Source organism: Prolixibacteraceae bacterium (genome assembly GCA_019856515.1).
GTDB lineage: Bacteria > Bacteroidota > Bacteroidia > Bacteroidales > Prolixibacteraceae > Halosquirtibacter > Halosquirtibacter xylanolyticus.
Map to the genome: position 1 here is coordinate 4,558,852 of CP082230.1, position 23,113 is coordinate 4,581,964.

Annotated in this window: 21 protein-coding genes; 4 read left to right on the top strand and 17 right to left on the bottom strand. The window is 37.4% G+C overall.

Annotated features, from left to right (window positions below; genetic code table 11):
• Positions 1-13: 13 nt before the first annotated feature.
• Positions 14-2,458: an SLBB domain-containing protein gene (locus K5X82_16725; protein QZT36858.1), complete on the top strand. Its 2,445-nt coding sequence runs from the start codon at positions 14-16 to the stop codon at positions 2,456-2,458.
• Positions 2,459-2,566: 108 nt separating this feature from the next.
• Here the strand turns inward: K5X82_16725 and K5X82_16730 are convergent, their stop codons facing one another.
• From K5X82_16730 to K5X82_16750, 5 genes are all read right to left on the bottom strand, one after another.
• Positions 2,567-3,424, bottom strand: a complete 858-nt coding sequence (locus K5X82_16730) for a glycosyltransferase family 2 protein (GenBank protein ID QZT36859.1) — start codon at positions 3,422-3,424, stop codon at positions 2,567-2,569.
• Positions 3,425-3,603: 179 nt separating this feature from the next.
• A complete protein-coding gene (locus tag K5X82_16735; protein QZT36860.1) occupies positions 3,604-4,668 on the bottom strand; it encodes a mannose-1-phosphate guanylyltransferase in 1,065 nt (354 codons plus the stop codon).
• A 207-nt stretch (positions 4,669-4,875) separates the two neighbouring features.
• Positions 4,876-6,432, bottom strand: a complete 1,557-nt coding sequence (gene rny, locus K5X82_16740) for a ribonuclease Y (protein ID QZT36861.1) — start codon at positions 6,430-6,432, stop codon at positions 4,876-4,878.
• A gap of 174 nt (positions 6,433-6,606) precedes the next feature.
• Positions 6,607-6,906, bottom strand: a complete 300-nt coding sequence (locus tag K5X82_16745; protein QZT36862.1) for a cell division protein ZapA — start codon at positions 6,904-6,906, stop codon at positions 6,607-6,609.
• A 23-nt stretch (positions 6,907-6,929) separates the two neighbouring features.
• On the bottom strand, positions 6,930-7,223 hold the full coding sequence (locus K5X82_16750; protein QZT36863.1) for a hypothetical protein: 294 nt from the start codon (positions 7,221-7,223) through the stop codon (positions 6,930-6,932).
• Between the two features lie 128 nt (positions 7,224-7,351).
• Here K5X82_16750 and K5X82_16755 point away from each other — a divergent pair, with 128 nt between their 5' ends.
• From K5X82_16755 to rplS, 3 genes are all read left to right on the top strand, one after another.
• Positions 7,352-9,205, top strand: a complete 1,854-nt coding sequence (locus K5X82_16755; protein ID QZT36864.1) for a M23 family metallopeptidase — start codon at positions 7,352-7,354, stop codon at positions 9,203-9,205.
• 84 nt (positions 9,206-9,289) lie between these two features.
• Positions 9,290-10,960 (top strand): C69 family dipeptidase, encoded by a 1,671-nt coding sequence (locus K5X82_16760; GenBank protein ID QZT36865.1) that lies wholly within the window; start codon positions 9,290-9,292, stop codon positions 10,958-10,960.
• Positions 10,961-11,088: 128 nt separating this feature from the next.
• Positions 11,089-11,442 carry a 50S ribosomal protein L19 gene (rplS, locus tag K5X82_16765; protein ID QZT36866.1) on the top strand — a complete coding sequence of 118 codons (354 nt, stop codon included), beginning with the start codon at positions 11,089-11,091 and terminating at the stop codon, positions 11,440-11,442.
• A 102-nt stretch (positions 11,443-11,544) separates the two neighbouring features.
• Here rplS and K5X82_16770 read toward each other — a convergent pair whose 3' ends face one another.
• From K5X82_16770 to K5X82_16825, 12 genes are all read right to left on the bottom strand, one after another.
• Entirely contained in the window at positions 11,545-12,033 is a 489-nt protein-coding gene (locus K5X82_16770; protein ID QZT36867.1) for an NAD(P)H-dependent oxidoreductase subunit E, read from the bottom strand.
• Between the two features lie 25 nt (positions 12,034-12,058).
• A complete protein-coding gene (locus K5X82_16775) occupies positions 12,059-13,840 on the bottom strand; it encodes a [FeFe] hydrogenase, group A (GenBank protein QZT36868.1) in 1,782 nt (593 codons plus the stop codon).
• A complete protein-coding gene (locus tag K5X82_16780; GenBank protein QZT36869.1) occupies positions 13,837-15,627 on the bottom strand; it encodes an NADH-quinone oxidoreductase subunit NuoF in 1,791 nt (596 codons plus the stop codon). Before K5X82_16780 ends, K5X82_16775 begins: the two co-directional genes overlap by 4 nt.
• A gap of 11 nt (positions 15,628-15,638) precedes the next feature.
• Complete coding sequence (locus K5X82_16785; GenBank protein QZT36870.1) at positions 15,639-16,028, bottom strand: (2Fe-2S) ferredoxin domain-containing protein; 390 nt, start codon at positions 16,026-16,028, stop codon at positions 15,639-15,641.
• Positions 16,029-16,050: 22 nt separating this feature from the next.
• A complete protein-coding gene (locus tag K5X82_16790; protein ID QZT36871.1) occupies positions 16,051-16,578 on the bottom strand; it encodes an ATP-binding protein in 528 nt (175 codons plus the stop codon).
• The gene (locus K5X82_16795) at positions 16,575-17,282 is read right to left on the bottom strand and encodes a PHP domain-containing protein (GenBank protein QZT36872.1); all 708 of its coding nucleotides are present in this window, start codon (positions 17,280-17,282) and stop codon (positions 16,575-16,577) included. The genes K5X82_16790 and K5X82_16795 overlap by 4 nt, the downstream gene beginning before the upstream one ends.
• Positions 17,283-17,284: 2 nt before the next feature.
• The gene (locus tag K5X82_16800) at positions 17,285-17,626 is read right to left on the bottom strand and encodes a hypothetical protein (protein QZT36873.1); all 342 of its coding nucleotides are present in this window, start codon (positions 17,624-17,626) and stop codon (positions 17,285-17,287) included.
• Positions 17,595-18,920, bottom strand: coding sequence for a 4Fe-4S dicluster domain-containing protein (locus K5X82_16805; protein ID QZT36874.1), 1,326 nt, complete (start codon positions 18,918-18,920; stop codon positions 17,595-17,597). The genes K5X82_16800 and K5X82_16805 overlap by 32 nt, the downstream gene beginning before the upstream one ends.
• A 190-nt stretch (positions 18,921-19,110) precedes the next feature.
• Complete coding sequence (locus tag K5X82_16810) at positions 19,111-19,530, bottom strand: ATP-binding protein (protein ID QZT36875.1); 420 nt, start codon at positions 19,528-19,530, stop codon at positions 19,111-19,113.
• 12 nt (positions 19,531-19,542) lie between these two features.
• A complete protein-coding gene (locus K5X82_16815; GenBank protein ID QZT36876.1) occupies positions 19,543-19,938 on the bottom strand; it encodes a hypothetical protein in 396 nt (131 codons plus the stop codon).
• A 428-nt stretch (positions 19,939-20,366) separates the two neighbouring features.
• Positions 20,367-21,380, bottom strand: a complete 1,014-nt coding sequence (locus tag K5X82_16820) for a hypothetical protein (GenBank protein QZT36877.1) — start codon at positions 21,378-21,380, stop codon at positions 20,367-20,369.
• A gap of 127 nt (positions 21,381-21,507) precedes the next feature.
• On the bottom strand, positions 21,508-22,485 hold the full coding sequence (locus tag K5X82_16825; GenBank protein ID QZT36878.1) for an IS30 family transposase: 978 nt from the start codon (positions 22,483-22,485) through the stop codon (positions 21,508-21,510).
• Positions 22,486-23,113 lie beyond the last annotated feature (628 nt).

Here is a 23,113-nt window from a genome sequence, read left to right on the forward strand (position 1 = left end):
ACTAAAAAATTATATGGGAAAGAGAATATTACTTCTATTCGCTGTTTTTCTTATGACAGCAAGCATTGGCTTTACTCAAAATATTGATCCTGCATCTGTGAATGTTTCAGAATTAAGTGAAACGCAGATAACCAAAATGAAAGAGGAGATTGCAAAGAGAGGTTTGACTATTGATCAGGCTTTGGTTTTGGCTAAACAAAGAGGAGCATCAGAAACCCAAGTTTCTGAATTAAGGATGAGATTATCAGGGATGGGAGGGACGAGTACGAATGCGTCTTCTTCTAGTTCTACAATATCCTCAAACAATTCTTCTGATAATAAAACAGAGTCTTATAATCAAGAGGAAAATGCGAATGCATTAAGGAAGGAAAAAAGAGATAATGCTGAAGATGAAGAGTTGAGAAAGATTTTTGGAGCATCTCTTTTTCTTGCAAAAGACGTAACATTTACACCCTCTGGAATTGTGAATGCATCAGATGATTATATTCTATCAATTGAGGATGAGGTTACAATTCAAATTTGGGGTGATGCACAAGCTACATATCAACTTAGAGTTAATACATCGGGTGCTATATTAATCCCTGATTTAGGACCAGTGTATGTTAAAGGTAAAACATTCAAAAATGCAGTCAGAACAATAAAGCAGATGCTTATTGGTATCTATTCTGGAATGAAAGGACCTAATCCAACAATTTTCTCCGATGTTGCTTTATCTTGGCAACATGATATAAAAATTATTGTTATGGGTGATGCTGTAACTCCAGGAACTTTCACTTTACCTGCAAATTCAACTGCATTCAATGCTTTATATGCATCAGGTGGACCCAATATGAGTGGATCATTTCGTGATGTAAGAGTTGTCAGAAATAATAAAATTATAGCACACTTAGATCTATATGATTTCTTAGTAAATGGTACTATTAATGAGGATGTACAACTGAGAGATAATGATGTGATATATATCCCAGGCTATATTAGTAGGGTTGAACTAACTGGGGCTTTTAGAAAACCAATGAAATATGAACTGCTAGAGGGAGAGCACTTTAATCACCTGTTAAAGTATTCTGGTGGTTTTGCTGAAAATGCTTTTACTAGTAAAGTTAAGGTGGAGCGAATTGTTGATGGTGAAAAAGAAATTCAAGTTATTGATTCTATCGCATATAATAGCTTTGCATTAACTAATGGTGATGTAATTAATTCTGGTAAAGTTTTAAACAAGTATAAGAATAAGGTTGTTATAAAGGGAGCTGTTTTTAGACCTGGTGCTTATCAGTTGAAAGATGAAATGCAGTTATCTTCATTAATCAAAGAAGCCTCTGGTTTACGAGATGATGCTTATTTAGATAGAGGTTTCTTAACTCGTAAACGTGACAATATGGAAATGGAAAATATTTCATTTGGTCTGTTCAGTGTCTTAAATGGAGATTCTGATGTTACCTTAAGATCTGATGATGTTATTACTATTCGTTCTCGTTTTGAAATGCAAGAGATTAAGAATGTTAGTGTTTTTGGAGAGTTAAACAATCCTGGAGAATATCCTTATGTAGACAATATGACTTTACAAGACCTTATTGTAAGAGCAGGAGGCTTTACAAGGGATGCTGATGTCTCTTTTATTGAAGTTGCTCGTAGCTTAACAAATAAGGAGGCTGCAGTTCTTTCAGATACAATATCTCACTATTATAGTTTTAGTGTCGATCGAGATCTAAGATTGTCAAGTGAAGGGAAAGGATTCGTATTAGAACCATTTGATGTTGTTTATATTAGGAGAGCTCCAGGACGTCGTAAGTTTGGCTCTATTAAGTTAAGAGGTGAAGTGATGTATGCTGGAGATTATAGTATTATCTCGAAGAAAGATCATATTTCTGATATTATTAAAAGAGCAGGAGGAGTAACACCTGATGCTTTTGTTAATGGTGCAATGCTTATAAGAAAGACCCAATTGTCAGATATTGAATTAGAAAGGCTACAGGATCTTGCAAAAGATGAAGAGATTGATGTTAAAGTCGAGAGAGAAAGAACTGAGATTGTTGGAATAAATCTTGATAAAATCCTTTCTACTCCGCACGGGCCATTAGATATTTTGGTGCAACCTGGTGATGAGATCAAAATTCCAAAGAATATGGAAACGGTACGTATCTCGGGTAATGTGATGAACCCTATTGCGTCTGTTTATAAGAAGGGTTTAACAGTTAAGAAATATATTAATAAATCTGGTGGATTTGGCGAACGTTCTCGAAGATCAAAAGTTTACGTAATATATGCTAATGGAACCACAGCTGTAACAAAAAACTTTCTATTGTTCAAAAACTATCCAAGGGTAGAGCCTGGAGCTGAGATTATTGTTCCTAGAAAGCCGATTAAACAAGATCAAACAACAAAATGGATTTCTATAGGTAGTTCAGTTGCATCCCTTGCTGTTGCAATTGCAACAGTGGTTAATTTGACCAATAAATAGAGAGGAGTTCAGGATATTGTAATTAAAGAAAGACTGTATCATATAATGCAGTCTTTCTTTTTTTAACCAAAGTGTTATTATTAAATACTTTACTATTAGATGAATTAACTATTGTTCAGTTGGTGTAGGTACAATACTATTATTGTTAATAGAGGTATAATTATTTAAAGTAACAGTATTAATATCATCCTTTTGTTCGTCGTTAAACCATCCCCATTTATTGAAGTATTTAACTAAGCTACTTATATGAATAATCATGACTTTGTAGTTTGTATATGACTCATGTTTTGCATAATGAGTTACAGTCGCTTTGGGATAATAGATCGTTTTATATTTAGAATGGATTCTTCTAGTCAGATCAACATCTTCTGCGTACAAGAGAAATCTTTCGTCGAAAATGCCAATATCATTGAGTGTGCTTGCCCTCAAGAACATAAAACATCCTGAGAGATTTGGTATATTCATTACTGAATTATAATTGGCATTCTCTAGGGTAAATAGTTTTCGTTTTTGTTTAAAAATAGATTTAGGTAAGAATCGTCTAGCAAATAAGTCTAGAGGACTTGGGATTAGTTTACAAAGGTATTGATTGCTACCGTCTATATTCACAATTTTGGGCATAATCTGTCCGACTTCAATATTTTGATCCATATATTCTCCAAGTTCATTGATAACTTGACTAGAGAATTCAATATCTGTATTTAGTACTACATGATAACTATTTTTTTCCTTTAATGCCTTACGTATTGCAATATTATGTGCTCTTCCATATCCAATATTTTTACTGTTGAATATATAAGTTGTAAAATCATCTTCATAGTCTGATTTGTCTAAAATAGGACTAGTCGAGTTGTCGATTATATATATATGTTTGAGTCTTTTTGCTCCTTTAAGTGTTGTTAAAGTCAGAGTTATTTCTGATATAGGAGTATTATATAAGACAATAGATGCCGTAATGTCTTTCATTCAAGTTCTAATGTTGTCGTTGGTTCTATATTTTCCTTAATTAAAACGAGAAGATTATGAAAATAGTCTGTAGTTATGTTATTTTTTAATATTAGTGTAATTTAATTAAAAGTACATTGAGAATGATTTGTGCAAAATATGATTAACCTATGAGAAGAAGGTTAATCATATTCACTACATTATTTATTTAGAACTTTTTCTCGAAACTCTTTGATTCTCTGTTCCTCTTCTTTTTGGCATACCATAATGATGCCATTTGCCTCCACAACTATATAGTTGTCAAGCCCTTGTAGTACTACTTGTCTTTTTTCTGGTACTGTGACAATCGTATTGTTGCAATCGAATAGATGAACACCACTACCAACAACACTATTTCCGTCATTATCTCTGTGCCTTTTCTCCCACAAACTTCCCCAAGTACCTAAATCACTCCATCCAAATTCCGAAGCTAATACATATATGTTATTTGCTTTTTCAAGAATACCATAGTCAATAGAAATATTCTGACATGAAGGATATACATTATTGATGTAATCTTGTTCATCAATTGTATTATAGATATGATCACCTTTTGCAAATGTCTCTGCAATATTGGGTAGAGCATCTTCAAACGCTTTAATTATGCTCTTTGCACTCCATATAAAAATTCCCGAATTCCACAGATATGATCCTGAATGAAGATACTCTTTTGCTGTATCAATATTTGGTTTCTCTTTAAAGGAAGCTACTTTATTAATTTCACCAATTTGTATATCTTTTTGTTCTGATTGAATATACCCATAACCAGTTTCGGGGCGATGAGGATGTATCCCAAGGGTTAGAAGAACATCTTGTTTACTTGTATATTCAAGTGCCTGTTTAATGATTGTTCTAAAACCTGTTTCATCAGTTATTAAATGATCAGAAGGGGCAACAACAATATTAGCATCAGGATTTTGACTATAAATTTTATAACTAGCATATGCAATACATGGAGCTGTATTTCGCATACATGGCTCTAGCAGAACCTGATTGTCATCTAAGAATGGTAATTGCTGTTTGATTATCTCTTTGTAGCTGCTACTAGTTACAATAAATATATTTTGAGGAGGTATGATATCTTTAATTCGATCTACGGTTTGTTGTATCATAGTCTTCCCAGTTCCCAATATATCTAAAAACTGTTTAGGTGTTTCAGAAGTGCTCATTGGCCAAAATCGGCTACCAATGCCACCAGCCATGATTACGAGATAGTTATTTTCCATATAAATCTTACTTAATTTATTTGTTCAAATATATAGGAAAAATGTAACTTAATAATGTTGCAAATAAAGTTCTTTTGTTCTAGATGTTAGATAGCATGAGGATTGTATCTTTTTGCTTTAATTAGGATAGATTAATCTCATATTTATAACAAAAAAAGGAGAATAGACTATGTCCACTCTCCTTTAGATATGTTATTTATTAAAGAACTATTTTGCGTAATTAATTGCTCTTGTTTCTCTAATAACAGTAATCTTAACTTGTCCAGGATAAGTCATTTCATCCTGAATCTTTTTCGCGATATCGTATGATAGTTTCTCTGAATCTTCATCAGTAATCTTCTCACTACCTACGATAACCCTCAGTTCGCGACCAGCTTGAATAGCATATGTCTTAAGAACGCCTGGATAAGATAGAGCCATCTGCTCCAAATCCTTTAGTCGCTTAATATATGCTTCTACTGCTTCTCTACGTGCACCAGGTCTCGCTCCAGAGATTGCATCACATGCTTGAACTATTGGTGCAATAAGAGTTTGCATCTCTACTTCATCATGGTGAGCACCAATTGCATTACACACATCAGGCTTCTCTTTAAACTTCTCTGCTAATTTCATACCAAGGATTGCATGTGGCAATTCTGGTTCTTCATCAGGCACTTTACCAATATCATGCAACAGTCCTGCACGTTTAGCTTTCTTCGGATTCAGGCCTAGTTCTGCAGCCATAATAGCACATAAATTAGCCGTCTCTCTAGAGTGTTGAAGAAGATTCTGACCATAAGAAGAGCGATATTTCATCTTACCAATCAATCGAATTAATTCTGGATGCATTCCATGAATTCCTAGATCAATTGTAGTTCTCTTACCAGTTTCTATAATCTCTTCCTCTATCTGTTGCTTCACTTTATTTACCACCTCTTCAATTCTAGCAGGGTGGATACGACCATCGGTAACCAGTTGGTGTAAAGCCAAACGAGCCACTTCTCTTCGCACAGGATCGAATGCCGAAAGTACGATTGCTTCAGGAGTATCATCTACAATGATCTCAACACCTGTTGATGCTTCCAGCGCTCTAATGTTACGCCCTTCTCGACCAATGATACGTCCTTTGATCTCATCATTTTCGATATGGAAGATTGTTACAGAATTCTCAATAGCTGTTTCTGTTGCAACACGTTGAATCGCCTTAATAACAACTTTTTTCGCTTCTTTATTTGCATTCATTTTAGCATCGTCCATGATCTCCTGAATATAAGACATCGCTTCAGTCTTTGCTTCATTCTTCATTGATTCTACCAATTGAGCTTTCGCCTCTTCTGCAGATAGTGCCGAAATAATCTCTAACTTCTCAACCTGCTTACGATGTGTCTTTTCCAACTCTTCTTGTTGTTGTTCAACAACCTCAAGTTGACGAGAAAGGTTTTCTCTTATCGCATCGTTCTTCTTCTTATCAGTATCAAAGTCACGTACCTTGCGATTCAGTTCATCTTTACGTTGATTCAACGTCGACTCTTTCTGTTTTAATCTGTTTTCTGAAGCAGCAATCTTTTGGTTCTTTTCGTTGACCACCTTGTCATGCTCCGACTTCAGTTGAATAAAACGCTCTTTTGCTTGAAGAATCTTTTTGTCCTTAAGAACTTTTGATTGATTCTCCGCATCGTTAATCATGGAGTCCCGCTTCTTCTTAAGTGCGGAGTCCCATAAATAGTAGGAAATTCCAGCACCTACGATAGCACCTCCAAAACCTATAATAATTTCAATAATCATATTTACTTTTCTACTGTTTTACTTGTTTTACCTTGTGTCTCTAGCATCACGCTTTTATCTGAATGAATGAGACTGGTTGTGTAAGATACTACTCTTTTCCAGCTCTATAGATGATATCTTGCGATAAAAACGACTAGAACACACATTAAATATAATAATATTGACAAAAAAGAGCTACTCTTTGTTCTCTTTTTCGTCAAAAAAAGACTCTAATTGGTCATTAAGATCTTCAATCTTTTCCACAAATGGAGATAAATCTTGTTGGTCTTTCAGAAGGAGCATCTCAACCACATATTGTAGTGATGTCATGGCAAGTGAATCAAAGTCGTCTTTACCAAAGCGCTGCTTATATTGAAGTACTTTTTCATTGATAAGTTTCGTTGCCATACGAATCTTTTCTTCTTCAGAACGTTCGATTCTCAATGGGAATCTTCTCTCTGCTATATTTACACTTATCGATAATTTATCTTCCATAATTTGAATAGTTACTCCAGAGTTTATTTACTAAGCATTGCTATACATTGATCAATCTCCTTGATCAACTGGTTGATCTTCTTCTTGGTCATCTTACTATTCTCTTCCGATCCTGTAAATGCAACAGCCATAGTCGCATTTTGATAATCTTGAGCAAGTGACTCATTTTGATCTTTAAGATCAACAATCTGATTTTGGAGCATACGATTTACCTCATCCAATTTTCTGTATTTATCCTCCAATTGATTATACATTGAGGTTAACCTATTTACCTTTTGTTCAAAACCTTGTAAAAGCTTAGACTCCTTTTCTGTCATTGTTATTCAATTTGTTTCACAAAATTAACATTTTCATTAAATAGAAAAAATTAAAAAATCCTTCATTTTGATTTCAAATCGTTTTTTAAAGTTATTAATTTCGATGATTCAAAACAATAAAATTTTAAATGAAACGACTTACCTCCATATTTATTTTCATTCTTTTTACAATAACTAGTCTGAAAGCACAGTTTAATAATTTTGTTCAACCGGTGAAGATCCCCATTAGGGTGGCTGGTTCATTTGGTGAACTGAGATCAAATCATTTTCATTCGGGCATTGACATCAAAACCAATGGTCGAGTTGGTTTGCCAATTCATGTTGTTGAAAATGGTTACATTTCCCGAATAAAAGTTTCTCCATCTGGATTTGGTTATGCATTATATATTAAGCACCCAAACGGATATACTACAGTTTACGGACATTTAAGTCGTTTTGCACCTAAGATTGATCAATGGGTTAAAAAGCAGCAGTACAAAAAAGAGGCATTTGCTGTCGATCTTGTACCACCGAAAACGCTTTTTAAATTAAAAAGAGATGAAGTGATTGCTTATTCTGGAAACAGTGGAAGTTCTGGAGGGCCTCATCTTCATTATGAGATACGAGAAACGGCAAAACAAGTTCCTTTAAACCCTGCCACACGTGGGTTGAAAATTAAAGACACCCGCAAACCTTTGCTACATCGTCTTTATGTTTACCCATTAGATGCCAATAGTTGTGTCAACGGGCAGAACCATCCCGTTAGTTTCCCTCTAGTACCATCTTCAAAAGGATATGGCATAAAGGACCATAACAAGATCTATGTGGATGGACATGTAGGAGTTGGAATAGAGGTGGTAGATTATGTCTCAGGGAGTTGGTCTAAATGTGGAATTAACCATGCCTTTTTAAGAAGAGAGAATACCACGAAAGAAGACACGTTGTTTGCTTTTGATATCGACCGATTCCATTTCTATGAATCACGATATATTAATGCACACATCGACTATTCTCGAAAATGGCATACTGGACATAAGGTTCATCGTATGTATCGCCTACCTGGCAACTATTTATCAATATATCGAAAGAAGTATTCTAATGCATCTATTTTAATAGACAAGAACCACCAAAGAGATAGTTTTAGATTAGGTGTTGCTGATAGTTGGAAGAACAGTTCATATCTTCTTTTTTCGTTAACCTACCGTGACTACTCTAAAGAGATAAAAGAGTTTCAGTCAAAAGATCTTTTCTTAAAACCGATACAACCTCTATCTTGGGGAGATATGAAAACGGGTAACGAGTATAAAGGTTCATCTGAAGACATGATCAATGAGCATTTAGGTCATCGTGATAACGTTCAACTCACTGAAGAGCTTAAATATAATTCTGCGCACTATTTTCATGACCGTTGGTTCTCTTTCAAAATAGACAATCGAACGCTGTACCAAGACACAAAATTTAAAGGTGAAATAATCAACTCCCCGATAGCAAAATGGTCACCTATATATGCTTTTTATCCAGATGATATTGCATTACATCGAAGTGCATCGATATCATTTAAAATAGGAAATATTCCAGACTCCCTATTGAGTAAATCATATGTTGCTAAGCTCTCTAAAGATGGAAAACATCGTTATTATGCTGGAGGAAAAATAGAAGGTGACTTAGCCAAATTTAAGACTCGAAATCTAGGTAAATTTACAATCGAAGTGGACACTATAGCTCCAAAATTACGTTCACTAACTTTAGTGCATAAGAAACAGCGATTAAAGAACAAACAAGGGATTCGATTTGTGGTGAAAGAAAAAGAGACCGGAATTTCACACTATCGTGGTGAGATTGATGGGAAATATGCCTTGTTCACCTATGATTCGAAGAATCGCCTGTTTGAATACAAAGTTGATGCGACGCGATTATCGAAAACCGCTGTACATCAATTACAATTCACCGTAAAGGATAATTGTGGAAATATCACAGAATTTAATGGCTCATTTGTCTTTTGACAGTAAAAAGTTCATTATTTTTCTTTTATTTTGACTTATAACCATCGGGATAAAACAATATTAATCACGTAAAAATAAAAAACAATGTTGAAAAGACTATCTAGTTTATTCTTAGGGCTTTTCATGTTAGCTACTTACAGTAGTGATGCATGTACCAACTTCCTAATCACCAAAGGGGCTTCAAAGGATGGGTCCACAATGGTTACATATGCTGCGGACTCTCACTCTCTATATGGAGAACTTTACTTTTGGCCTGCTGCCGATCATGCACAAGGTGCGATGCGTGATGTTTACGATTGGGATTCAGGAAAATATCTTGGACAAATTCCAGAGTTATCGCATACCTACCAAGTTGTTGGTAATATGAATGAGCACCAACTAGTCATCGGGGAAACAACTTTCGGAGGACGATCAGAATTACATGGTCAAGCAGGTGCTGTAATTGACTATGGTAGTTTAATCTACATTACTCTTCAGAGAGCTAAAACAGCTCGTGAGGCGATCAAGACGATGTCTGATTTAATGAATAAATACGGTTATTACAGTTCTGGAGAGTCATTCTCTATCTCTGATGGTAATGAAGTATGGATCATGGAAGTTATCGGTAAAGGTGAAGGCGAAAAAGGAGCTGTATGGGTTGCTCGTCGTGTTCCTGATGGATATGTTTCGGGACATGCAAACCAAGCACGTATCACTACTTTCCCTCTTAACGATCCTGACAACTGTTTATATTCGGACGATGTAATCTCTTTTGCTAGAGAAAAAGGATTCTTTAAAGGGAAAAACAAAGACTTTAGTTTTTCTGATGTATATGCACCAGTAGACTTTGGTGCTGCTCGTTTCTGTGATGCACGTGTGTGGGCTGCATTCAATCGTATCGCTCCTGATATGAAACAATATGAGCAATATGCTCTTGGCAAAGTGAAGTACGACAAGAAAGGTTATGCAACCAACCGTTTTCCTCTTTGGGTTAAACCAACCAACAAACTGTCTGCTAAAGACGTAATGGATCTAATGAGAGACCACTACGAAGGAACAGCATTAGATATGACACAAGATGTAGGAGCTGGCCCATATAAATTACCTTATCGTTGGAGAGGTCTTACATGGGAAGTGGATTCAGTGAAGTACTGTAATGAACGTGCCACTTCTACACAACAAACAGCCTTCTCTTTCGTAGGTCAATCTCGTGCAGATATGCCAGCTGCAATTGGTGGGGTACTATGGTTTGGAATGGATGACACATACTCTACTTGTTACACGCCTATCTACTGTAACATCGAAGAAGTTCCTGAATGTTTCAAAATCGGTAACGGCGACCTTCTTACATGGTCATCTACTTCTGCTTTTTGGGTATTTAATAGCGTTACAAATTTCTGTTACTCTCGCTACAGTGATATGATTGTTGATCTTAAGAAAGTACAAGATCGCATTGAGCTTGAGTCTACTGCTTTAGCTCCTGCTGTTGAAACTGCTGCTACAGCACTATGGAATGCAGGAAACAAAGAGCTTGCAAAGAAATATCTTTCTGACTACTCTATCATGAGAGCCGAGAAAATGACAAACGAATGGAGAGAACTTGGACACTACCTTATGATCAAATATCTTGATGGTAATGTGAAAAAAGAGAAAGATGGTAAATTCTTGAGAACCAAGGATAATATGCCAGCTTCGCCAAACCATCCAGGTTATCCTGCTTCTTACTATCGTCGTGTAGTGAAAGAGACAGGCGATCATTTTAAAGTGATTAAGTAGTACCAGCGAAAAAAAGCGTTTAATGGTTGCTCTATTTACAAAAACATTGTAAATTTGCGCCCAAATGGTGTAATCTCTGACAAGATAATTTGTGAATATTGCACTATAACACATTAAAAAATACTGTAATGGATTTAATGAAGGTTGCGTTAGACGCGATTAAAGCTGAAGGTAAAGAGCAAGAGTTGTCTTTTGGTGCTGGTGATACTGTAACTATCAACTACCGTATTGTAGAGGGTAGTAAAGAGCGTATCCAGAAGTTCCGTGGGGTTGTTATCCAAGTTAAAGGACAATCTGGACAAGAGATGTTTACTGTTCGTAAAATGTCTGGTAATGTTGGTGTTGAGCGTATCTTCCCAATCAATTCACCTTTCATTGACGAGATCGAAGTTAACCGTCGTGGTAAAGTACGTCGTGCTCGTATCTACTATTTCCGTAATCTTACTGGTAAGAAAGCGAAAATCAAAGAGAGAAAATTTTAATTTTATCTCTATACAAAATAAAAAGGGGCAACACACTGTGTTTGCCCCTTTTTTGTAATGTTTTGCCCTGATAGAGCATCTGCACATTATCTAAAGATAATATCAAATCAAGCTCTTCTGATATTCACATATAATATCTTTAACCTGTTTGACCGAAACCCTTCCATACACTTTATCTCCAACCATCACTATCGGAGCTAAGCCGCATGCACCCACGCAGCGTAGACAACTTAAAGAAAAATTGCCATCTTGTGTGGTCTCACCTACATCAATACGTAATTGTCGTTTAAACTCATCTACCAACTTCTCTGCGCCCCTCACATAACATGCCGTTCCCATACATATAGAGATCGGATGTTTTCCTTGAGGGATCATCGAAAAGAAAGAGTAGAAGCTCACCACACCATACACCTTTGCCACCGACATTTGAAGTTTCTGCGCAATTATCTCTTGAACCTCTGCTGGTAGATATCCCAATTTATGTTGACAGCGATGAAGTATATTGATCAACTCATCTTCTCTATATTGAAAATCTGAACAAGCTTCTTCTACCGTCTCTATCGCAAAAGAGGATAATTTTATTGTTTTCATATTCTCTTGTTTTAGGTCGTTACTATTACATTTCGCTATCATCAATAGTTATCTGTGATGATCTATCAAAATAACTCGTATGAAGTAAATGCTCCGCTTTTTCACTCAGAGGATGTCCCAAGAACTCTTCATACACCTTCATCACCGATGCATTCTCATGAGACTTCCTAATCTTCATCTGCTTATCTTCACTATAGATGGCCTTTTGTCTCTCCAGCAAGATCGATGTTTTATTATGATGGAACGGTTGTCCTCCACCTCCAATACATCCTCCTGGACAAGACATAATCTCAATAGCGTGATAATGACAACGACCCTCTTGAATCTCTTCTAATAGCTTTCTAGCGTGACCTAAACCGTGGGCAATACCAATCTTAATAGGCAACCCATCAAAATCTACTGTTGCACTACGTATCGCATCCATTCCTCGTAATGATTCAAAGTCAATATTCTCCAACTTTTTACCTGTCTGCAACTCATAGGCTGTACGTGTTGCAGCTTCAATCACTCCACCGGTAGTTCCAAATATCAATCCCGCACCAGTAGATTCTCCTAGAGGTTGATCAAACTCTGATGGTTCTAACTGTTTAAAATCAATATTTGAGATCTTAATCAATCGAGCCAACTCACGTGTCGTAATGGAGAAGTTAACATCTGGATCTCCATCCACCTTAAACTCATCTCTTTCACACTCATATTTCTTTGCCACACAAGGCATAATAGAGACCACAATCAACTTTTCTCTTGGAACACCAATCTTCTCAGCAAAGTAACTCTTTGCAATCGCACCGAAGATCTGTTGAGGGGAACGGGTGGTCGATGGAATCTCCTTCATATCAGGGAAATTCTGCTCAATAAATCGAACCCAGGCAGGACAACATGATGTCAAGATAGGAAGCTTAACTGTTTTATCACCTTCAAGATGTCGTGTTAATCGTTCCAATAACTCTGCCGACTCCTCCATAATGGTCATATCAGCAGCAAAATCAGTATCAAACACATAATCAAATCCTAGGTTCTTCAACGCTGTAACCATCTGTCCAGTCACACTTGTACCCACAGGATAACCAAAAGACTCTCCTAGTGCTGCTCTAACTGCTGGAGCTGTCTGTGCAATCACAGTATATTCCGGGTTGGCCAAGGCCTGTATAACATCTTTAGAATAGTCCGCTTCCGATAATGCTCCCGTAGGACAAACAGCCACACATTGACCACAGAAAGTACATGACGATTCATTCAAATCCATATGAAATGCAGGACTTACTACCGCCTCAAAACCTCTCTCTACTGCCGATAGGGCATGTACCGTCTGAAAATCACTACACATGGTAATACAACGTCTACACAGAATACATTTATCCATATCACGGATAATCGCTTTCGAGAAATCTTCTCTATAGGTCGATTTCTCTCCCTCAAAGTGAATCTCACGAATACCAAGATCTTGTGCCATCGTCTGCAATTCACACTGTCCCGATTTCGCACAGGTGAGACACTCATATGGGTGATCCGAGATAATAAGCTCCAAAATATTTCTACGCGCATGAATCACACGAATGGTATTGGTCTTTACCTCCATACCATCCAAACACTTGGTGGCACAGGCAGGCGACAAATTACGCTTACCTTTTACTTCTACCGAGCATATACGACATCCCCCTGGTCGGTTCTCAATATTGATATCGTCCATCTTCATGTGGCACAATGCAGGGATATGGATACCCACCTTCTGGGCTGCCTCCAAGATGGTTGTGCCTTCAGCCACCTCTACGGCTTTATTATCTATGATTAACTGTATATTTTTCATGACTGATGAAGGATTGCGTTAAACTTACATTTCTCGTAACAGATACCACACTTAATACATATATCCTGATGAATAAGGTGAGGCTTCTTCTTCTCGCCCGAGATAGCTCCTACAGGACAATTTCTTAGACATGCCGTACACCCAACACACATTTTAGCATCGATGGTATAATGTAAAAGATCCTTACACTGTCCTGCTTCACACTGTTTGTCTCTTACATGGCCTAAATATTCATGTTTAAAGTTCTTGAAAGTAGACAAGATAGGGTTCGGAGATGTCTGTCCCAAACCACACAACGAAGTGTCTTTAATAGTGTGTGACAAATCAATTAACTTCTCTAGATCTTTCTCTGTAGCCTCTCCTTTGGTCATCTTATTAAGTATCTCCCAAAGACGTTTATTTCCTATACGACAAGGGGCACACTTACCACACGATTCATCTAGGGTGAACTCTAAATAGAACTTCGATATAGCCACCATACAGTCATCCTCATCCATCACAATCATACCTCCCGATCCCATCATCGAACCTTCATCTAGCAGGGTCTCATAATCGATAGGCATATCCAACGAGCTCTCTGTTAAACAACCTCCCGAAGGACCACCAGTCTGTACCGACTTAAACTTCTTACCTCCTTTGATACCACCCCCAATATCAAAAATAACCTCTCTCAAAGTGGTCCCCATAGGAACCTCTATCAGTCCTACATTGTTGATCTTACCTGCCAGAGCAAAAACCTTGGTCCCTTTCGATTTCTCTGTTCCAATACTATTAAACCACTCAGCTCCCTTAAGAATAATAGGGCAGATGTTTGCAAAAGTCTCTACATTATTCACATTCGTAGGACAGTCAAAATAACCCTTCTCTGCAGGGAAGGGAGGTTTGATTACAGGTTCTCCTCTTCGTCCTTCCATCGATTGGATCAGAGCCGTTTCCTCTCCACAGACAAAAGCTCCAGCACCATATTTCAGTTCGATGTCAAACTCGAAATCGTTACCTAAGATTCCTCTTCCTAAAAGACCATATTTCCTTGCCTGTTCTATCGCTACCAACAACCTACCAATGGCGAGAGGATATTCGGCACGGATATAGATCAATCCTTTGTTTGCCCCGATACAGTAACCACAAATAGCCATCGCTTCAATCACTGAATGTGGGTCACCTTCTAGTATCGATCGATCCATAAAAGCACCAGGGTCTCCTTCATCAGCATTACAGACAACATATTTCTGTGTCGCCTCCACTTTACTGGTGATCTCCCATTTCATTCCTGTCGGGAAACCTGCGCCTCCGCGTCCTCTCAATCCTGATTGTTTGATGATGTCAGTTACCTCCGCAGGGGTATAGATCGAAAGAACACGGCCCAATGCCTGATATCCATCTCTTGCAATATATTCATCAATATTCTCCGGATCAACAATACCACAATTACGCAAAGCAATACGCAACTGTTTCTTATAGAAGTTCATATGAATACTATCTGAGATCCTCTTTTTTGTCTTCGGATCTTCATATAGAAGTCTTTCTACCTTGCGTCCTTTGATGATATGCTCTTCAATAATATCACGAGCATCTTCTGGAGTAACCTGTGTATAGAAAGTTTGATCAGGAATGATCTTCACGATAGGCCCTTTCTCACAGAATCCAAAACATCCCGTTGTGGTCACCTGTACTGATTCAGTAAGAAATTTATCTTTTATTAGACTTACCAACTCTTCCTGCACCTCTTTTGCTTGTGAAGCCCTACATCCAGTACCTCCACAAACCAATATGTGTGTATGAATCATAAACTTGTAGATTAAATAGATTGGTAATTCTGAGGAACTACTCCGTCAATAAGCTTACCTTTAATGATATACTCGTTAATAATATCCACTGCTCTTTTGCTATCTACTTCACCAAAAATAATAGGCTCTTGGTTAGGTAGCGTTACTTCTACTGTTGGTTCAGCATAGCAAGCTCCCATACAACCTGTTGTGGTTATTAACACCTTCAGGTCTAAACGTTCTACTTCAGAAATCAAAGCTTCGAAAGTCTCTTTGGCTCCCGAGGCAATACCACATGTTCCCATGGCCACACGTATCCTTGCAACAAGATCATTCCCTTCGGTGATAGTTCGCACTTGAATCTTATCTTTTAACTTGTTGCGAAGCTTTACGAGTTCTTCTAAGTTCTTCACTTTGGTCATAGTCGTACATTTTATTTAGTGATTAGAATCCATTCCAGTCGATCTCCACATACGCCTCTTCCACATAGGCATATAGATCGCTATATTTTATGGACAACCGTTCCTCATAATTCAAGAAGGACGTGTCGACCAGTACATTCTCTTTCTCTTGGTAAGACAAACTAAAATCGATATCAGGGTGAGCCATGATACTTTGAACCATACTCTTTATGATATCTCCATTTGGTGGACAATCAATATCCTTCTTTGGATATGTGAAGATCACCTTTGTCCCTTTTTTAGGTGTCGAATAGAGGTGAAACACACCGTGGCTTTGAAGCACACTTTGTCGTGTTAATGATAGTCCTAAACCGATACGTTTAGAGGTCTTGGTCGTATAGAATGGATCTAAGGCTCGCGACACCTCTTCTGAACTCATCCCTTTACCATTATCCTCTATACAAAAAGACTTTTTGTCTCCATCATCTTTGTAGACCACAGAGATATGTTTTGCATCTGCTCTAATACTATTCTCTATCAGGTCGATAATATGGTCTGCGATCTCTTTCATATGATGTGAATTTGGTGGTTTCTAAAACATGTTTTAAGCCCATCAAAGCTTAAATGACTCATATGATATTCACACCTATTAGGCTGCATATCTTTCAAGTAATGGGCATCACTATTTTGAATACAACACCATTTGGTAGAATCTATTTCTTCTGAACTGCGATAATATTCAACCCCATCCAAAGGCAAATCATCTGGAATAAAACCGAGCGTCGAAATCAAACTATAACTTGGACGATCAACATGGGCAGCCACAACCACACCTCCCAATGAATGTACAAAGTCTGTCACTTGATAGACATCTTGAGATAGTGCCGTTAACAGGAGGTCTTCTTCATTAATCAAAATCATCTCATCTGTCGATACGACTACCTGATCACCAAAATAACATGCCCGATTGGCCACCTTTAACCGATAGGTCTTTAAATATTCTTGTAAGGCCGCTCTAGCCATCTCTGTGGGAACATAAGCCAAGAGGTGTACCTCTTCACTACTGCATATCTCTGCACCAATAAATACCGTAATTCCCATCTGGTTACCTAGTGTCGCGATGATGGGGGCTTGCCTAGTGTCGTTATGATCGGTGATTCCAATAAAATCCCATGACAATGCTTTGGCTCTTTCTAGTATTTGCACAGGAGTCATCTCCAAGTCACCACAAGGAGAAAGCGTTGTATGGATATGTAGGTCTCCACGATAAATCATCTCTACGAATTGAGTTGTTCATATATCTGTCCAACGAGCTCGTATGTACTTAAAGAACTCGAATAGATCGGCATCTCTCGTTTATTGGCTTCTAACAATAGATTCTCAGGAATCACTACATCATAAGGAATGACGATGGCCGCAAACTCCTTTAGTAATGCCACTGCCAAAACATTGCGGTGTGCTTGAATTGTAACAAACAACATTCCACAATCTCCTTTGGCCATTGCATGACTCATCAGATCAGTAACCATCAACGAATTCACATCAGGATCTTCATGAAAACGTTCGTGGTCGTTCTTCAGAATCAGATTATTTCTTTCTACGATTTGGGATAACTTCATTCTTTGCTCCTTTCTTAGTACAATCCATTTGTAAAACTTTATCTCCCCATATCTTCTCTAACTGAAGCATAGTGGTGTCAATACCAACATGGCGGTTCTTCATCCATTTTAAATCCAAAAGCACACAATGAGCCAATCTTGCTGATCCTCTCGAAATATCTTTTGCAAGTGCCAAACAGTTCGGTGCACCACATACTCCACAATCAATGCCTGGAAGAAGACACATTAGCTTTCGAACCCTTTCCGATCGAATTAATGCCTCTTGGAATCCCTCTTGTGGGGGCACTATTGGGGTTGAGGTAAACTCCCAAAACTCCGATAGTGATGTGATTACCCTTTGAACCTTATGGTCATGTCTCTCTTTCAGTCTAGGGGAGTGGTTGGCCTCTCTTCGACGAATAATAGATGGATATTCTGACATATAAGAGCCATTAAAACAGCCATACTTACAGCCCTCTAAATGATAGTCGCGTCTATAATCGTCTGGCTTCAAATCATTCTTATGAACCCACTCTAACACCTCTTTAATCCCCGAAATAGATACCGAAGCCTTCTCTCTACATGAAGGAGTCATCGAAGAGGATGTATCGGGATTATCTATACCCACCTCTCGTTTCCACACCTTTTTCTGTATCTCATTAACAAGAGATACCGTAGAGACAGTCTCATCAGCAAGAAAGATATCGAGATTATGACTCCCATGATGGTAGTTCTCCGACATACAGTGTGTCGTCATGGTGATCGATGTACGACTTCTCAAATGGTCTTCATAAAGAAGATGGATGGCACCAATAACGAGCTCCGAAACCGTTGGTACAAAACGGATATCATGTTCAGTCTCCATCTCTCCATTTTGAACCATCGTTTTGATCACATTACAGTGTGTCGAAATATCTTTCTGATCGTCATCGATATCGTTTAGCCTACTCCATAACGTTTGAAGTCTTTGATAATCACGGCAATCAATAATATGGTGATAGTCTAACTTGCGAAGAGCTTGTCTAACCTCTTCATGCTTGTCATTAGGAAAATGGCCAAAGAAACCTTCTTGAATCACCAAGAGACGTACTTTACCTCTGTTCTCATCATTGGATTTCGGAGATACTAAGGAGATGGCATGGTATGCACAGTCATCCAAGCATCGACCACAAAGAATACACTTTTGATGATCAATGTTGGCCACACCTCTTCTGATACGTATGGCCTCGACAGGGCAATGACGCATACAGTGAGTACACCCATGGCATTTGGGAATAGAAACGGTGACATATTTCAGAAGCGTCTCTCTTTTCAATGGATTATATCTAGTTATAGTAGTAATGATACCAATTGAATAATGAAATGAGCTATAAGGCCTACGAGTATATTTTGTCTAGACAAGGCAAAAAAATGGAAGCAATACTTTCTCTAAAGTGATACCTCTTAACGAAATATAAACAGTCATAGAACGTAAGGATAAAGCCCATATCATGATTTAATTGGTATTACGCTATCGGAACCATATGAGATAGTATAACTATAGTTCCTTCGTTCTGCTTCGTATGGATCTCCATACTATCGCTGTTTCGCTTCATATTGGGAAGTCCCATCCCTGCTCCAAACCCCATCTCTCTCACTTTGTCTGATGCTGTGGAGAAACCCTCTTGCATCGCATCCTGAATGGAAGCAATACCTGGACCTCGATCTGTAAATGTTGTTGTGATCTTCTCTTGGGTAATCTCTAGATCGACAACTCCATCATAAGCATGTGCAATGATATTGACCTCCGCTTCATAGTTCGCAATAGATAACTTACGAATAAAAGCTGGGGGTAGGTGCAAACGCTTCATGATCTTCTTTATCTCGATCGAAACAAATCCTGCATGAGAAAAGTCTCCACCTGCTACCTCAAATTGATATTTCATCACTACTACATTTTAATAGATTGCTTTCACTCCTCTGCCATATAATATGCCACAAACGCGAAACATGGTATGAGGGGAGCGGATAATCGAAATATCTAACTCCTGTGCAATCTGAATTAACTCTTTTGGAATCGTCTTATTCCGAACGAAAATGATACAATGTATCTCTGCAATATGTGCTGTCCTGATCGTCTGCTTCGTTATAAGTCCAGTGATCAGTACCGTTTCAGTAGCATCAATAGTCAATAGATCGCTCATTAGATCACTGCAAAAACCGTAACAAAATCGGTTTGTGATCTGACTGTGATAGAGAATCTCACCAACCTCCACTGCAAGAGAATCCACATCAAATGATCGAATTGATGATGTCATGTCGAAACTCATATTTTGTGTCTCATGTTCCTGCATATCGTAGCCATTTAAACATTCAGAAAACAACTAATTCTAAATAGTAGCTGCAAAACATATGATTTATTAAAATGTTGTGCTATGCTCTAATGTATTAAATATAAGGTTTTAATATTGCTTTTGTTCTGATATTAATCACACTTTGGACGACTCTTATTTAATTTTTATTTAGAATAAATATGAGGAGGTAAACATCTTGACATTGTTTAATAAGATGTCAAATGTGGAAGGTGATGACGAAAAGAAATTAATATAGGTATTGGTCTTTTTAATGTATACGCCGTTGGTTTATTAATCCCGTAATTGAGGATAGTGCGATTTTTCCCTGCGCTAAACCTATTTAACGATAGTGTGAGAGGTGTAGAGGTATGATCGATATATGGATTAAATTAGACTATAACGAAGCTCTTATTGTAATAATATGATCTCTAAAAGTATCCAATGAAGTCATATTTCATTGTGTCCGGAGGAATCATTATTGACCCTCTATCGTTTTTGTAATAGACTCTGGTTCCATCTTCGAATATAAATTTAAGTGTATTAACGTATTCTCCCCAATCTTTATTTTCCTTGAAGAAATCCTCAATACTGATCAACACCCAATCGGTGTCAAGATTAGAATCATACCATCGTGAAATAATCTCATCATTTTTCCTTCCAATATCCATCTTTAAGTAATGCATCTTTTCTTTTTCGTGCTCTCTTGATGGTTCTGGTGTTGGGACATAACTTTCGTATAAAGGAGGAGGGAATCCGTCTATTCTTCTACGATCGAAGTCTTCTTGTCGATAGGGATCGAAAGCTGATCCTGGAGGTAGAGGCCTATTCTTATCCATATACCATACGATCGATGAGATGTCTTTAAAACAATCAAAAGAGAAATTTATATTGGCCATTATTAATGGATGTAAAGGCCTAATAATAAGTAGCGCAAACTTTTCGTCCCTGATGAACGTAACTTCACTAAATGGCATGGTATGATTCTTCATCCATAACCACCCTGGAAAAGTAATTGTACCATCTATACGATTAAGAATAAACTCTTTCTTTCTCAAGTAGTAACCAAGAGAACCCAAGCAAATTACGAAAATGTAGAAGTAGTAAATATAAACACCTACTCCCATCAACTCCTTCCTCGTGAGAATCGGGGCTAAAATAAGGGATACAAATATGAATACGAATAAAGCTGCATTAAATGGTGACTTAAAATAAAGTAACGACTGATCTTTTGAGATATGCCTGCAAAGGTATTTATCATCGGCATAAAGAACTGATTTTGATTTTGGACTTACATGACCAATACTCAGAAATTTAGGGTCAGTATAGATCTCCCTAGATAAGCTCGAAGACTCATATTCTTTTCTATATTTATGATGTGTAATGGGTCTATTCCAATGATCTTTTAACTCCATTATAGGTAGAGTCCTTACTTTTCTTGCCATGATCTTTACTTTATCTTTTCATGAAATGATATTCCCAGCATCATCTCGAATTATTAGATTAGATATTTTTATGTTAAAATAATGCAATAATTTTATATATAAACAACAATTGTGAGAAAACGTGAATTCAAGCGACAAATGCAACTTTTCTATCAAGTTTTAGCTTATTATACATTTCAATAGGCTTATGATATCCATATCTCTTACGAGGTCTATTATTAAGCTTAGCTTGTATCCAGTCTATTTCCTTTTGTGTTAAGTTCTCAAAAGAGCTTCCTTTAGGTATATACTGTCTAATCAATCCATTTAGATTCTCATTTGCACCTCTTTCCCAAGAATGATATGGATGAGCAAAGTAGAAGTCCACCTTTAGTGATTCTGCAATATGCTTATGCTCATAGAACTCTCTTCCATTATCAGATGTAATGGTGTGTATTAGATCTTTAAAGGGGGTTAATACATCAATAGTTTGCTTTGCAAGAGCTTTGGCATTCTTTCCATTTAATAACCTTATCCAGCACAGCCCTGTAGACCTGTCGTTAATAGTGAGAATTGCCCCTTTCCGGTTCTTTCCAATAATTGTGTCTATTTCTAAGTCTCCAAAGCGTTGTTTCTCTTCCACAATTTTAGGACGCTGGTCTATACTTACGCGACCTTCCATTTTGCCCCGAAATTCGTTCTTTGCACCTCTTCTGGAGTATTTCTTATGTTTGCGTCTCAATGACTTATAAATCTCTCCACCTGCAATCTTATCCTCCCAGATATAGGTGTATATCGTTTCATGTGACACACAAGAAATCCCTTTTAATTTACTTCTGCCATTAATCTGTTCTGGACTCAAGCCTTTCTCCAAGTAATGTTTAATATAGTCTTTCATCGCTCCATCTAATACAATCTGCTTTCGCTTGTTACGATGTCTTTCTCTACATAAAGCTTCTGCATAGATCGCACAATAACATCCAGTTTCTGGATTACTATTCCTTTTTACTTCCCTACTTATTACTGACTTGTTTTTGTTGATTGCAGAGCCTATCGATTCGAAACTAGCTCCTGTTGCAAGCATCAATTCAATTAAGTATCTTTGTTTTATTACGAGTTGTCCCATTTGCATTATTTCTTGGAGGATTTATCTGTAAATATTTGATGGACAAACTTAGTATAAAGGAGGAGAAATCCTCCTTTTTGTTTCTTCAATATTTACACACAAATAACACTCATAGTTATAATATTGTGTTGCATTTATGATTTGAATGCAAGAAATATAATTGTGGGATGTTTATGAAGGTGTTGTAATACTGAATTTGTTTAACTGGCGTCTGCCTGTATTGTTTTGGGATACAGTGAATTGTATGGCACAGTGGTTTTGTGTGATTATTGTTGATTTCAACGATAAAATTTAGAAATAGAATTATCTAAGATAGACTTGAGAGGGGATATGAAGCCCCTTTCCCCTGCCTTTCCCCTGCAATGATTCGAGAACTCTTCGGGAATGCTTCGAGAATGGTCCATCGATTTGGGTAAAATGATGGACAATTTTCGGATAATATATGGACATTTTCCATGTGAATGCAGGGGAAAAGCATACTAAAGGCAGGAGAAAGGGGCTTTGTCGTGGCTCTTGGTGGAGAGATTCTGGATGGAGGGTGGGAGTGACGAAAAGAAAAAAAGCAGAAAGGAGGCCGATGTTGTTTGATTAAACAACACCGTTGATGCTCCTTCCTACTTGGCTTCCT

Excerpts from the sequence above, each read along its gene's own strand:
- K5X82_16725 (QZT36858.1), top strand. The coding sequence starts at position 14 with ATGGGAAAGAGAATATTACTTCTATTCGCTGTTTTTCTTATGACAGCA.
- K5X82_16730 (QZT36859.1), bottom strand. The coding sequence starts at position 3,424 with ATGAAAGACATTACGGCATCTATTGTCTTATATAATACTCCTATATCA.
- K5X82_16735 (QZT36860.1), bottom strand. The coding sequence starts at position 4,668 with ATGGAAAATAACTATCTCGTAATCATGGCTGGTGGCATTGGTAGCCGA.
- rny (QZT36861.1), bottom strand. The coding sequence starts at position 6,432 with ATGATTATTGAAATTATTATAGGTTTTGGAGGTGCTATCGTAGGTGCT.
- K5X82_16745 (QZT36862.1), bottom strand. The coding sequence starts at position 6,906 with ATGGAAGATAAATTATCGATAAGTGTAAATATAGCAGAGAGAAGATTC.
- K5X82_16750 (QZT36863.1), bottom strand. The coding sequence starts at position 7,223 with ATGACAGAAAAGGAGTCTAAGCTTTTACAAGGTTTTGAACAAAAGGTA.
- K5X82_16755 (QZT36864.1), top strand. The coding sequence starts at position 7,352 with ATGAAACGACTTACCTCCATATTTATTTTCATTCTTTTTACAATAACT.
- K5X82_16760 (QZT36865.1), top strand. The coding sequence starts at position 9,290 with ATGTTGAAAAGACTATCTAGTTTATTCTTAGGGCTTTTCATGTTAGCT.
- rplS (QZT36866.1), top strand. The coding sequence starts at position 11,089 with ATGGATTTAATGAAGGTTGCGTTAGACGCGATTAAAGCTGAAGGTAAA.
- K5X82_16770 (QZT36867.1), bottom strand. The coding sequence starts at position 12,033 with ATGAAAACAATAAAATTATCCTCTTTTGCGATAGAGACGGTAGAAGAA.
- K5X82_16775 (QZT36868.1), bottom strand. The coding sequence starts at position 13,840 with ATGAAAAATATACAGTTAATCATAGATAATAAAGCCGTAGAGGTGGCT.
- K5X82_16780 (QZT36869.1), bottom strand. The coding sequence starts at position 15,627 with ATGATTCATACACACATATTGGTTTGTGGAGGTACTGGATGTAGGGCT.
- K5X82_16785 (QZT36870.1), bottom strand. The coding sequence starts at position 16,028 with ATGACCAAAGTGAAGAACTTAGAAGAACTCGTAAAGCTTCGCAACAAG.
- K5X82_16790 (QZT36871.1), bottom strand. The coding sequence starts at position 16,578 with ATGAAAGAGATCGCAGACCATATTATCGACCTGATAGAGAATAGTATT.
- K5X82_16795 (QZT36872.1), bottom strand. The coding sequence starts at position 17,282 with ATGATTTATCGTGGAGACCTACATATCCATACAACGCTTTCTCCTTGT.
- K5X82_16800 (QZT36873.1), bottom strand. The coding sequence starts at position 17,626 with ATGAAGTTATCCCAAATCGTAGAAAGAAATAATCTGATTCTGAAGAAC.
- K5X82_16810 (QZT36875.1), bottom strand. The coding sequence starts at position 19,530 with ATGAAATATCAATTTGAGGTAGCAGGTGGAGACTTTTCTCATGCAGGA.
- K5X82_16815 (QZT36876.1), bottom strand. The coding sequence starts at position 19,938 with ATGCAGGAACATGAGACACAAAATATGAGTTTCGACATGACATCATCA.
- K5X82_16820 (QZT36877.1), bottom strand. The coding sequence starts at position 21,380 with ATGGCAAGAAAAGTAAGGACTCTACCTATAATGGAGTTAAAAGATCAT.
- K5X82_16825 (QZT36878.1), bottom strand. The coding sequence starts at position 22,485 with ATGGGACAACTCGTAATAAAACAAAGATACTTAATTGAATTGATGCTT.